Raw genomic sequence first — 12,664 nt, 5'->3', positions numbered from 1 at the left:
GTCTGCCATCGTCATGCGGCTGCGTGTGACACCCGTTGGTCCAACCTGTGTGCCGGCTATGAGTCGGTGAGGTCATAGACGACGGTGTCGGCGACCGTGCGGGAGGGGAACCGGCCCCGCACCCAGTCCGCGATGTCGATTGCATCCCGGCTACCGCCGTGATCGGCGCGCTGACCTGCCATGATCGGCGTTTCGATGAAGTAGTGGATACGGCCGGCGGTGACCCACTGCTGGAACTGCTCCAGGGTGGGGGCCGGGTCGGTGCCGTTGAATCCGCCCACCGCCATCACCGGCACGTCCGCGGACAGCTGATAGCCGGCCGCATTGTTGGACCCCACCACCGCCGCCGCCCAGGTGTACCGCTCGGCCCCGTCGACCAGCAGGGCGGTGAGCGCTGGGGCGGGCCGGGGCGCGTCCAGCAGGCCGCCCGCGGGCGGCCGCCCGTCCCCCGGCGGACGGATGCCCGGCGGTGGCCCACCCGGGCCCGCCCCATGGTGGGCCCCGAACGGTGGGCCGTGCCGGGCCGGCCCCGAGGTCGGGATGGCCCCGCTGTGCGGCGCCGCGACGGTCGCCACCGTGTAGGCGGCCGGTCCGGCCAGCGCACTCACCGTCGCGATCGTCACCGCGACCACCGCCGGTGCGCGCACCGCGATCAGTACCGCGCCGGCCACCCCCGCCGCTGCGATGACCCAGCGCAGCCACGGCAGCCAATCGGGTGCCCGGGCCAGCAGCACGACCGACAGCGCCGCCGTCACCACCACGACACCCGCCAACACAAGCGCACACCGCCGGTCGGCGCGGTTGCGCCACAACAACTCCGAACCGATACCGACACACGCTGCGATGGCCGGGGCCAGGGCCACCGTGTAGTAGCTGTGCACGATGCCGTTGGCGTAACTGAAGACCACGGCGGTCACCAGCAGCCATCCGGTCCACATGATCAGCGCCGTCCGTGCCGGATCGGTGCGCGGTCGCTGCCGGGTCAGCACGAGACCGGCGGCCGCGCAGATCATCGCCGCCGGCAGCAGCCAGCCGATCTCACCGCCCATACCGGCCCCGAACAGCCGGTCCCAGCCGACGTCGAAGTTCAGATTGCCCAGCCCGCCGGCCTGCGCGCCGGTCAGCCTGCTGACGCCGTTGTAGCCCAGCGCCAGCTCGATGATGCTGTTGTGTTGGGAGCCACCGATATACGGCCGCGCCGATGCGGGCCACAGCTCTACCAGCAGCAGATACCAGCCCGCGGAGGCCACCAACGCCGCGGTGGCACCGGCCAGCCGCAGCAGCCGGGTCCGCACCGAACCGGCCGCGCAGCACAGATACGCCGCCGCGAACGCCGGCAGGACCAGCAGTGCCTGCACCATCTTGGCCAGGAAGGCGAAACCGGACAGGACGCCGACGGCGATCAACCACCCCCGTGCGGCGTCGGGGGCACAGGCACGCTGAAGGCAGTAGGCCGCCGCAACCAGCAACAGGACCAACAGGGCATCGGGATTGTTGAACCGGAACATCAAGGCCGCCACCGGCGTCAGCGCGAGCACGGTACCGGCCAGCAATCCGGCCGCCGGACCGCACGCCCGCCGGACCGCGGCGTACAGCAGCGCCACCGCGGCCACCCCCATCAGCGCCTGCGGCACCAGGACCGTCCACGGGTTGAAGCCGAACACCCGCGCCGAGACGCCCATCACCCATAGCGCGGCCGGGGTCTTGTCGACGGTGATCGCGTTGGCCGGATCGCTGGAGCCGAACAGCAGCGCGGTCCAGTCCTGGCTGCCGGCCTGCACCGCAGCCGAATAGAAGCTGTTGGCCCACCCGTCGGCCGAAAGATTCCACAGGTACGCCGCGGCCGTCGCCACCAACAGCGCAGCCAGCGCACGACGTTCACCGGACGTCCGAACAGCACTCATTTCCGCGATTGTGACCGGCCGAGCTAGCCGACCGATGGGTCCACGCTGTGCGCCGGCTGTGACGCGGGCAGGGTGAGGACGAAGCGGGTATCGCCGGGCGCACTGTGTAATTCGATGGATCCGCCGTGCGCCTTGACCACCGCGGCGACGATGGCCAGCCCGAGACCGGTACTGCCGCCGCGACGCGACCGCGACGAGTCACCCCGGGCGAAGCGCTCGAAAACCTCGGGCTGCAAGGCCTCCGGGATGCCCGGTCCGTCATCGGACACGGTCAGCACCGCTTCGCCATTGTCGGCAACCGCGACGGAGGTGGTGACGGTGGTGCCGGGCGCGGTATGCACCCGGGCATTGGTGAGCAGATTGGTCAGCACCTGGTGCAGCCGCGCCTGATCGCCGGTGACAAGTACCGGGTCGTCGGGCAGTTCCAGCATCCACTCGTGGTCGGGTCCGGCGGCGTGCGCGTCACCGACGGCGTCGAGCACCACCCGGGCCAGGTCGACGGGAGTGCGTTCCAGCGGGCGGCCCTCGTCCAGGCGAGCCAGCAGCAGCATGTCCTCGACCAGCGCGGTGAGCCGCTGGGTCTCGGATTCGACCCGCCCGATCGCGTGCGCCACGTCATCGGGTAGTTGAGCCCGATTACGTTGGGCCAGTTCGGTGTAGCCGCGGATTGCGGCCAGCGGGGTCCGCAGCTCGTGACTGGCGTCGGAGACGAACTGGCGCACCCGTGTCTCGCTGGCGTGCCGGGCCGAGAGTGCCGCGGCGATGCGGTCCAGCATCCGGTTGAGTGCCGAGCTGAGCTGGCCGACCTCGGTGTTCGCCGCGGCCGGGTCGACCGGCACGATCGACGTCGGTAGCCGCACCTCACCCTTCTCCAGGTCGAGGTGGGCGACGTCCCTGGCGGCCGCGGAAAGCCTTGCCAGCGGGGCCAATTGGCGCCTGATGGTCCAGGCTCCGATGATGGCCGCCGCGATCAGTGCGACCGCGGCGATCACGCAGAACATCAGCAGAACCGACAGCAGGATGTCGTCGACGAAGGTGGTGGGCAGCCCGACGACGACGGTCTGGGCGCCGCGGGTGGCCGGACGTGCCACCACCCGGTAGCTGCCCAGCCCGTCGAGCTCGATGCTCGTCGGGGTGCGGGTCGGAGGCAGTTCGGCCAACTGCGCCGCCGCGGCGGAACCGATCTCGGCGGTCTCACCCTCGGCGGTGATGACGCCGGCATCGACGGCCCCGTCCCGCCGGATGACCGCGCCCACCGTGTGGACCTCCTGGCCGGGTGCGTTGAGGAACCCGGGTCCGGGACCCTGCTCCGGGTCGAACGGGAAACGCATCGGCATGCCGGGTGGCGGCGGCAGGTGCATCGGCGGCGGCCGTTCCCACATGACGACCGAGCGCCGGGCGGCGGCCAGCAGCTGGGAATCCAGCTGGTGCATCAGAAACCGCTGCAACGCGAACTCGGTGGCGACACCGATGGACACACAGACGAACGCGAGCAGGGCGACCTGGGTGATCAACAGCCGGGTGCGCAGCGACCAGGAGCGCGGCATGGGATCAGCGCGGCGCACGCAGGACGTAGCCGGCGCCACGCAGGGTGTGGATCATCGGTTCGCGCCCGTTGTCGATCTTCTTGCGCAGATACGACACGTACAGTTCGACGATGTTGGACCGGCCGCCGAAATCGTAGCTCCAGACCCGGTCCAGGATCTGGGCCTTGCTCAGCACCCGCTTGGCGTTGCGCATCATGAACCGCAGCAATTCGAACTCGGTGGCAGTCAGCGAAATCGGGTCGCCGCCTCGGGTCACCTCGTGACTGTCCTCGTCGAGGACGAGGTCACCCACCACGATCTGTGCGTCACTCGCATCGTGGGCCACCCCGGTGCGCCGCAGCAGTGCGCGCAGCCGCAGCACCACTTCTTCGATGCTGAAGGGTTTGGTCACGTAGTCATCGCCGCCCGCGGTGAGCCCGGCTATCCGGTCCTCCACCGAGTCCTTCGCGGTGAGCAGCAGCAGTGGCAGTCCGGGCTGGAGTTCCCGCAGCCGGCGCAGCACGTCGAGTCCGCTCATGTCCGGCAGCATCACGTCGAGCACCACCACGTCGGGCGGGTTGTCCCGGGCCAACTCGATGGCAGTGGCACCGTCACCGGCGGTCGCGATGTCCCATCCCTCATAGCGCAGCGCCATGGATACCAGTTCAGCCAGCACCGGCTCGTCGTCGACGACGAGAACGTGGATGGGTTTACCGTCGGCCCGGTGCATCACGGCACGCGCCGGGGCCTCCTGCGCGTTGACTGTCACCCCTTCATTATCGGCGCGCCGATAGGCACACCCTGTGCCGTTCCTGTGAGCCCGCTATGAGATGTTGCTACTCGCCCGAGTCAGCAGACTCCCCTTCGGTCGTGGTGGTCGTGGTCACCGGGGCCGGGGAGGTCGGCGAGTACGTCTCCGAGGGCAGCGTCGGCTCCGGCAGGGCAGGATCGGCAACCGCCGTGCTGTTGGCGACCGTCAGTCCGGCCATGCCCACAACGGCACCGACGCCCGCGCTGGCAAAAATCAGCTTCAGTTTGTTCGATGTCATGCCTGAGCGGTTACCCCCGGTGTCGGGCGCGAAACCTGCGCGCGGTAGATCACACGGCGATCACCGCTGCCTCGGCCGCGCTGCGGACCTGGGCTGACAGCCCTCCGGCACGCCGCTGGCCGGCACAAACGCGGCTAAGCTGGGTTGATCTCATACCCTGTCCGAATGCAGCCCCGCAGCGGATCGACCGGATGACCCGCTTCCTCGCGCGCCGGCTGCTCAACTATGTGATCCTGCTGGCCCTGGCATCGTTTCTGACGTTCACCCTGACGTCGCTGACCTTCTCGCCGCTGGACAGTCTGCAGGAGCGCAACCCGCGCCCGCCGCAGGCCGTGATCGAGGCCAAGGCCGCCGAACTGAGTCTCGACAAGCCGATCCCGGTGCGCTACGCGGACTGGGCGTCCGACGCGGTCCGCGGCGATTTCGGTACCACCGTCACCGGTCAGCCGGTCAGCGACGAACTGTGGCGGCGGATCGGGGTGAGCCTGCGGCTGGTGCTCATCGGCTCGGTCGTCGGCACCCTCATCGGCGTGGTGGTCGGCGCGTGGGGTGCGGTGCGCCAGTACCGGCTGTCCGACCGGACCATCACGCTGGCCGCACTGCTGATCATCAGCGCCCCCACCTTCGTGATCGCCAACCTGTTGATCCTTGGCGCATTGAAGGTGAACTCGATCCTCGGGATCCAGCTGTTCGAGTACACCGGGGAAACCTCCGCCGACGCCGTCGGCGGCTGGTGGAACCAGTTCGTCGACCGTGTGCAGCACCTGGTGCTGCCGACGTTCACCCTGGCGCTGACCGCGATCGCCGGGTTCAGTCGCTACCAGCGCAACGCGATGCTCGACGTGCTGGGCCAGGACTTCATCCGCACCGCCCGCGCGAAGGGCCTGACCCGGCGCCAGGCGCTGTTCAGACACGGCCTGCGCACCGCGCTGATCCCGATGGCCACCCTGTTCGCCTACAGCGTCGGCGGGTTGTTCACCGGCGCGGTGTTCGTGGAGAAGATCTTCGGCTGGCACGGCATGGGTGAGTGGGTGGTGCAGGGCATCACCACCCAGGACACCAACATCGTCGTGGCCATCACGGTCTTCACCGGTGTGACGATCCTGCTGGCCGGGCTGCTGTCCGACGTCATCTACGCCGCGCTGGATCCCCGGGTGCGTGTCTCGTGACCGATACCGAATACCAGTTCGTCTCGCGGCGTTCCCTGGTGCTGCGCCGGTTCCTGCGCAACCGGCCTGCGGTCGTGTCGGTGGCCCTGCTGGCGCTGCTGTTCGCGGCGGCCTGGGTGTTGCCGCCGCTGCTGCCCTACTCGCACACCGATCTGGACTACTACGCACTGCAACAACCACCCAGCACGCAACACTGGTTCGGCACCAACTCGATCGGCCAGGACCTGCTGGCCCAAATTCTGCGCGGCATGCAGAAATCCCTGCTGATCGGTGTCTGCGTCGCGTTCATCTCGACCGTCATCGCCGCCACCGTCGGCGCGGTGGCCGGCTACTTCGGCGGCTGGCGGGACCGCACGCTGATGTGGACCGTGGACCTGCTGCTGGTGGTACCCAGCTTCCTGCTCATCGCCATCGTCACCCCACGCACCCGCGAGTCCGGCAGCATCCTGTGGCTGATCCTGCTGCTCGCGGCGTTCAGCTGGATGATCAGCTCGCGCATCGTGCGGGGTATGACCATGAGCCTGCGGGAACGCGAATTCGTCGCCGCGGCAAGGTACATGGGGGTCTCCAACCGCCGGATCATCATCCGTCACATCGTGCCCAACGTGGCTTCCATCCTGATCATCGACACCGCGCTGAACGTCGGGATGGCCATCCTGGCCGAGACCGGGCTGAGCTTCCTCGGTTTCGGGGTGCAGCCCCCGGACGTGTCGCTGGGTACCTTGATCGCCGACGGCACCCGGTCGTTGACGACATTCCCCTGGGTGTTCCTGTTCCCCGCCGGAGTGCTGGTGTTGATCGTGTTGTGCGCCAACCTCATCGGCGACGGGCTCCGCGACGCACTGGACCCGGCGGCACGCCCCGGTCGGCGCCTGCCCCGGCGGGGTCGCTCATGACCCTGCTGGAGGTCCGCGATCTGCGGGTCGCATTCCCGACCGACACCGAGACCGTCGCCGCGGTACGCGGATTGAACTATCACGTGGACTCCGGCGAGGTCGTCGCCCTGGTCGGCGAGTCGGGCGCCGGTAAGTCCGCCGGCGCGATGGCCGTCGTCGGGCTGCTTCCCGAGTTCGCCGACGTCTCCGGCTCGGTGCGCCTGCAGGGCGACGAACTGATCGGGCTGCCGGACGCCCAGATGTCGCGGATCCGCGGCGCCCGGATCGGCACCGTCTTCCAGGACCCGATGTCGGCACTGACCCCGGTCTACACGGTCGGCGACCAGATCGCCGAAGCCATCCGGATCCACCACCCCGACGTCGGGGCCCGGGCGGCCCGCACCCGCGCCGTCGAACTGCTCGAACTCGTCGGGATCCGGCAGCCCGAGCAGCGCTCCCGCGCGTTCCCGCACGAACTGTCCGGTGGGGAGCGGCAACGTGTGGTCATCGCCATCGCCATCGCCAACGATCCGGATCTGCTGATCTGCGATGAGCCGACGACCGCGCTGGACGTGACCGTGCAGGCCCAGATCCTCGACGTGCTGCGCACCGCACGCGATGTCACCGGTGCCGGCGTGCTGATCATCACCCACGACCTCGGGGTGGTCGCCGAGTTCGCCGACCGCGCGTTGGTGATGTACGCCGGCCGCGCGGTCGAGACGGCGCCGGTCGCCGAGTTGTACCGCAACCGCCGGATGCCGTACACCGCAGGGCTGCTCGGCTCGGTACCCCGCCTCGACGCGCCGCGCGGCGAACGGCTGGTGCCCATCCCCGGAGCGCCCCCGTCGCTGGCGGCCCTGCCGCCGGGCTGCCCGTTCGCACCGCGCTGCCCGCTGGCGATCGACGCCTGCCGCGCCGCCGAACCGGAACTGCTCACCGTGCGGCCGCGCCACCAGGTTGCCTGCATCCGACACGATCAGGTCGACGGGCGCAGCGCCGCCGACATCTACGGCGTCCCGACCGCGCCGGCCGCCGAACCCGCCGGGGCCACGGGCGACGTGGTCCTTCGGGTGCGCGACCTCGCCAAGACCTACACCCTCACCAAGGGTATGGTGTTCCGCCGGCGCGTCGGTGAGGTTCGCGCGGTCGACGGGGTCAGCTTCGACCTGGAGCAGGGCCGCACCCTCGGCATCGTCGGCGAGTCCGGCTCGGGCAAGTCCACGACGCTGCACCAGATTCTGGACCTGAGCACACCTCAGGCGGGGAAGATCGAGGTCCTCGGCACCGATGTCGCGACCCTGGACCGTCGGGGCCGCCGGGCGCTGCGCGGCGACCTGCAGGTGGTCTTCCAGGACCCGGTCGCATCCCTGGATCCGCGCCTACCGGTGTTCGACGTGCTCGCCGAGCCGCTGCGCGCCAACGGGTTCGACAAAACCGCCACCAGCGACCGGGTCGCCGAACTGCTCGGCCTGGTCGGGTTGCGCCGCGAGGACGCCGGCCGCTATCCGGCGGAGTTCTCCGGTGGGCAGAAGCAGCGGATCGGCATCGCGCGGGCACTGGCGCTGCGGCCGAAGATCCTGGCCCTCGACGAACCGGTGTCGGCGCTGGACGTATCGATCCAGGCCGGGATCATCAACCTTCTGCTCGATCTACAGGAACATCTCGGGCTGTCCTATCTGTTCGTCTCCCATGACCTGTCGGTGGTGCGGCACCTGGCCCACCGGGTGGTGGTGATGCACAAGGGCAAGGTGGTCGAGCAGGGCGACAACGAGCAGGTGTTCGGCGCGCCCCGGCATGAGTACACCCGCGGACTGCTGTCCGCGGTCCCCCGCCACCGGCCCGAAGCCGGTTAGAGTCTGAGCGCATGAGTGCGATATCGCGTCTGCTCGCGGTGGGTGCAGCGGTGGCGCTGACCCTGACCGGTTGTTCCAGCCCGGATACCTCGATCCCCTCGGCCGGGGGTAATGCCGAGATCGGAGCGACCGCCGATATCAACCCGCAGGATCCGACCACGCTGCAGCAGGGCGGGAATCTGCGGCTCCCGCTGACCGGTTTCCCACCCAACTTCAACTACCTGCACGTCGACGGCAACCTCGGTGAACTGGGCCGGATGTTGCGCGCCACCCTGCCGCGCGCCTTCGTCATCAAGCCCGACGGCACGATGACGGTCAACAGCGACTACTTCACCAGCGTCGAACTCACCAGCACCGACCCGCAGATCGTCACGTACACGATCAACCCGAAGGCGGTGTGGTCGGACGGGTCGCCGGTCACCTGGGAGGACATGGCCGCCCAGATCAACGCGACCAGCGGCAAGGACAAGCGGTTCCTGTTCGCCTCCCCGAACGGCAGCGAACGCGTCGCCTCGGTCACCAAGGGTGTCGACGACCGGCAGGCCGTGATCACCTTCGACAAGCACTACGCGGACTGGCGCGGCATGTTCGCCGGTAACTCGATGCTGGCCCCGAAAGCGGTGACATCGGATCCCGAAGCGTTCAACAAGGGATTCCTCAACGGACCCTCGGTCTCGGCCGGCCCGTTCCAGATCACCACCGTGGACCGCGCCGCACAGCGAATCATCTTGACCCGCAACCCGAAATGGTGGGGCACACCGCCCCTGCTGGAGTCGATCACCTACACCGTGCTCGACGACGCCGCAGTGATCCCGGCGCTGCAGAACAATGCGCTGGACGCCGCCGCACCGACCACCCTCGACGAGCTGGAGATAGCCCGCCGCACCCCCGGCGTCACCATCCGCCGTGCACCGGCGCCGAACTGGAGTCATTTCACCTTCAACGGGGCACCGGGCTCACTGCTGGCCGACCCGGCCCTGCGCATTGCGATCGCCAAGGGCCTGGACCGGCAGACCATCGCCTCGGTGTCCCAGCGCGGGCTCACCGACAACCCGACCGCGCTGAACAACCACATCTTCCTGGCCGGCCAGGAGGGCTACCAGAACAACGGGATCGACTTCGATCCCGACGCGGCGGCCCGCGAGCTGGACGCCTTGGGGTGGACACTCAACGGCCAGTTCCGCGCCAAAGACGGCAGGCAACTCAAGCTCCGCCAGGTCTTCTACGACGGCGCGAGCACCCGCACCGTCGCCCAGATCGCGCAGAACCAGCTGGCCCAGATCGGGGTCAACCTGGAGCTGGTCCCGGCTCCCGGCGGGGCCCTGTTCCCCGACTACATCACCGTCGGCAACTTCGACATCGCCCAATTCGCCTTCGGCGGAGACGCATTCCCGCTGGGCAGCCTCACCCAGATCTATGCGTCGGGGGGCGAGAGCAACTTCGGCAAGATCGGCAGCCCGGAGATCGACGCCAAGATCGAGGAGACGCTGGCCGAGCTCGACCAGGCCAAGACGCGCGAGCTCGCCAACGAGCTGGACAAGATGATCTGGGCCGCGGGGCACAGCCTGACGCTGATCCAGGCCCCCGGCAACATGGCCGTGCGCAACACCCTGGCGAACTACGGTCCGTCCGGCATCGGCGATATCAACTACTCGACGATCGGCTTCATGAAACCCTGATCCGGGAGACGATCCGCGGTACCGCCGCGGGCAGCGTCGACTCGATGGCGGCAGCGGCGGTGATCGCCGTGATCGCTGCCCGCACAAGCGGGTTGACGGGCAGCCGGTCGAGTTCGGCACCCCGCGCGGCCAGGGTGTCCAGCAACCCGACGCGCAGCGCCCCGATGACCTCCAGTGCGGCCCGCTCCCGGGTGTCCAGCACGCTGTGACCGGCAGAGGGCAGCGTCACCAGGATGGCGCCCGGGATCAGGTCAACCACCTGCTTCGCGACCGCAGGCGGGGTGGTGAGATCCCGGCCGCCGGACAGCACCGCGGTGGGCCAGCCGAATCCGGGCATCTCGGCGACCAGGTCGAACGGCTCCCTCTCGAATTCCTCTGACGGATCGTGGATATCGCGCATCACCACCGACGGGTCCAGCGGTAGTCCGTCCGGCTCACCGGCGAAGTTGAGCTCGCGGAAGGCGATTCGCGACACCAGGTCGTCCTCGTGCCGGTAGGGGGCCTTGCGCAGGCCGATCCGCAGCGCCCTGCTCAGGCCCTCCCACAGCAGCGTCCGCCCGCGCAGCAGCAGCTCGAGCTGGCGGTCGAGCAAACGCGTGCCGCCGTACTCGTAGACCAGGCTGGCGACCTGGGCCGAGCCGTCGAGTCGCATACCCTCGTCGGCCAGCTTGCGCACCTTCAACGCCAGGTCCGGGGTTTGCTCGTCGGCCGCCTCGGTGCCGTCCCAGAGCAGCCCACGGATGGCCGTGCGCATCTCGTCGATGTCCCCAGCCGAAAGCACCGGGGAGTCCAGCACCATCCCCGCGACCCGGCCGGGATGGCGTACCCCGACCCCCGCGGCGATATAGGAGCCGTAGGAGCTGCCGTAGATGTGCGCGGTCTGCACACCGGCGTCGTCGAGCACCGCCGCGATGTCGTCGACCACCTGTTTCACGGTGATCGCCCCGGGCGGCAGGTCCGCGCCGTCATCGTCGTGCCGGGACAGCCCGACGCCCCGGTGCTCGACCATGATGACGTCGTAACCGGCCGCGGCCGCGTGCCGGCGGAAAGCCCGGTAGGGCGCCACCGAGGCGAGCCCGGGGCCGCCCGGGATGACCACCACCGGATGCGCCGATTTCCGGCCGACCCGCACGTAGTACAGGTCGAACATCTGGTCACCGCCACGGGTCACCGGCCGGCGGACGGGGCGTACGCCGGGCAGGGCAGCCAGTTTGTCGTGCGCCCGGCGACGTTTGGCGGACATGGTCATCACCGCTCATTGTGCCCCCCGCGCCGGGCCGCGGCACCAGCAGTTCGGCTTAGGTTCGCGGTGATCGCAAGCAGTGCGCCCAGCGGACTCCCGTCAGTAGAAATGGTCGACATGACCACCGTCGAGAACACACACCGAATCCTGCCCGGGTCACCCGAATGGAAGGATCTCCTGCGCACCATCGGATCTGGATCCAAAGATCGAGACCTCAACGACGAGAACCCCTTTGACCAGGTCGCCGCGCTCAAACGGGCCGGTTTCGGCACCCTGCGACTACCCGCCGAGTTCGGTGGCGCAGGACTGACTGTGCCGCAGCTGTTTTCCGCGGTGATCGATGTCGCCCAGGCCGATCCCATCGTCGCGCACATCTTCCGCGCACACTTCTGGTTCGTCGAAGAGCGGCTGCGCACACGCTCACACAAGTGGCTCGACCTGGTGGCCGACGGCAAGATCTTCGGCAACGCTTTCAGCGAGAAGGGCTCGGCAGCCGTCGGTAGCCTGGTGTTCAACACCCGGCTGCTGCCCAGCCCGAACGGGGGGTTCCGGCTGGACGGCGAGAAGTTCTACAGCACCGGCACACTGTTCTCCGACTACCTGACCACCACCGCGACCACCGACCACGACTCGGTGGCCACCGTGGTGGTGCCGGCCGACCGGGCCGGGGTGAAGATCATCGACGACTGGGACGGGTTCGGGCAGCGGCGTACCGGCACCGGGACCACCACCTTCACCAGCGTGGCGGTGGCCCCGGACGAGGTGCTCAGCGACAGCCCGTACGACGCCGACCCGGTCCCCACGGTCCAGTACGCCTCGCTACAGCTCTACATCCACGCGGTGGTGGCCGGTGTCCTGGCCAACGTGGTGGACGACGGCGTCGACCTGCTGCGCTCGCGGGAACGCAGCTTCAGCCACGCTCTGGCCGAGCGGCCGACCGACGACCCCCTGCTGCAGCGTCAGCTCGGTGAACTGGCATCGGTGGCCTACATCGCCCGCACCGCGGTGCTCGATGCCGCGGAGGCCATCGCCGCGGCCACCGACTCCGAGGTCGACGGCGTGCCGGATGCCGACCTGGCGGCCCAGGCGCAGTTGAAGGTGGCCAAGGTCAAGGTGCACCTCGACGACGTGGCACCGATCGCGGCGACCAGGCTGCTGGAACTCGGCGGGGCCAGCGCGTCCAGCCGGCAACGCAACCTGGACCGGCACTGGCGCAACATCCGCACCATCACGTTGCACAACCCGGTCGGCCTCAAGGCGCGGGTTATCGGACAGAACCTGCTCCACGGCACCCCCATCCCGGCGAACGCCTACTTCTGACCCTCCCTCACCTCGATTTGCGCACATCTACCGGCGCCCACCGCTG

At 69.1% G+C, this 12,664-nt stretch carries 10 protein-coding genes; 5 read left to right on the top strand and 5 right to left on the bottom strand.

All coding sequences use genetic code 11. The annotated features are described in order from the left end of the window. Positions 1-56 precede the first annotated feature (56 nt). From V4U86_RS07025 to V4U86_RS07010, 4 genes are all read right to left on the bottom strand, one after another. Positions 57-1,904 (bottom strand): glycosyltransferase family 39 protein, encoded by a 1,848-nt coding sequence (locus V4U86_RS07025; protein WP_395310551.1) that lies wholly within the window; start codon positions 1,902-1,904, stop codon positions 57-59. Positions 1,905-1,927: 23 nt separating this feature from the next. Then, positions 1,928-3,451, bottom strand: a complete 1,524-nt coding sequence (locus V4U86_RS07020; RefSeq protein WP_395310550.1) for a sensor histidine kinase — start codon at positions 3,449-3,451, stop codon at positions 1,928-1,930. A 4-nt stretch (positions 3,452-3,455) separates the two neighbouring features. Next, on the bottom strand, positions 3,456-4,160 hold the full coding sequence (locus tag V4U86_RS07015; protein WP_395311945.1) for a response regulator transcription factor: 705 nt from the start codon (positions 4,158-4,160) through the stop codon (positions 3,456-3,458). Positions 4,161-4,266: 106 nt separating this feature from the next. Further along, entirely contained in the window at positions 4,267-4,479 is a 213-nt protein-coding gene (locus tag V4U86_RS07010; RefSeq protein ID WP_395310549.1) for a hypothetical protein, read from the bottom strand. Between the two features lie 191 nt (positions 4,480-4,670). Here V4U86_RS07010 and V4U86_RS07005 point away from each other — a divergent pair, with 191 nt between their 5' ends. The 4 genes from V4U86_RS07005 to V4U86_RS06990 are packed head-to-tail and all read left to right on the top strand — an operon-like array spanning position 4,671 to position 10,055. Continuing rightward, positions 4,671-5,648: an ABC transporter permease gene (locus V4U86_RS07005; RefSeq protein ID WP_395310548.1), complete on the top strand. Its 978-nt coding sequence runs from the start codon at positions 4,671-4,673 to the stop codon at positions 5,646-5,648. Further along, complete coding sequence (locus tag V4U86_RS07000; protein ID WP_395310547.1) at positions 5,645-6,544, top strand: ABC transporter permease; 900 nt, start codon at positions 5,645-5,647, stop codon at positions 6,542-6,544. The genes V4U86_RS07005 and V4U86_RS07000 overlap by 4 nt, the downstream gene beginning before the upstream one ends. Beyond that, the gene (locus V4U86_RS06995; protein WP_395310546.1) at positions 6,541-8,376 is read left to right on the top strand and encodes a dipeptide ABC transporter ATP-binding protein; all 1,836 of its coding nucleotides are present in this window, start codon (positions 6,541-6,543) and stop codon (positions 8,374-8,376) included. Before V4U86_RS07000 ends, V4U86_RS06995 begins: the two co-directional genes overlap by 4 nt. An 11-nt stretch (positions 8,377-8,387) precedes the next feature. Then, entirely contained in the window at positions 8,388-10,055 is a 1,668-nt protein-coding gene (locus V4U86_RS06990; RefSeq protein WP_395310545.1) for an ABC transporter family substrate-binding protein, read from the top strand. Here V4U86_RS06990 and V4U86_RS06985 read toward each other — a convergent pair. Beyond that, complete coding sequence (locus tag V4U86_RS06985) at positions 10,042-11,304, bottom strand: alpha/beta hydrolase (RefSeq protein ID WP_395310544.1); 1,263 nt, start codon at positions 11,302-11,304, stop codon at positions 10,042-10,044. The genes V4U86_RS06990 and V4U86_RS06985 overlap by 14 nt on opposite strands. A gap of 102 nt (positions 11,305-11,406) precedes the next feature. On the opposite strand from V4U86_RS06985, the gene V4U86_RS06980 reads away from it, so the two are divergent. Continuing rightward, positions 11,407-12,618: an acyl-CoA dehydrogenase family protein gene (locus tag V4U86_RS06980; protein ID WP_395310543.1), complete on the top strand. Its 1,212-nt coding sequence runs from the start codon at positions 11,407-11,409 to the stop codon at positions 12,616-12,618. Positions 12,619-12,664 lie beyond the last annotated feature (46 nt).

Origin of the sequence: Mycobacterium sp. AMU20-3851 (assembly GCF_043974665.1) — a bacterium.
Classification (GTDB): domain Bacteria; phylum Actinomycetota; class Actinomycetes; order Mycobacteriales; family Mycobacteriaceae; genus Mycobacterium.
The sequence above is the reverse complement of the archived record's forward strand: the minus strand, read 5'-3'. Positions and strand labels throughout refer to the sequence as shown.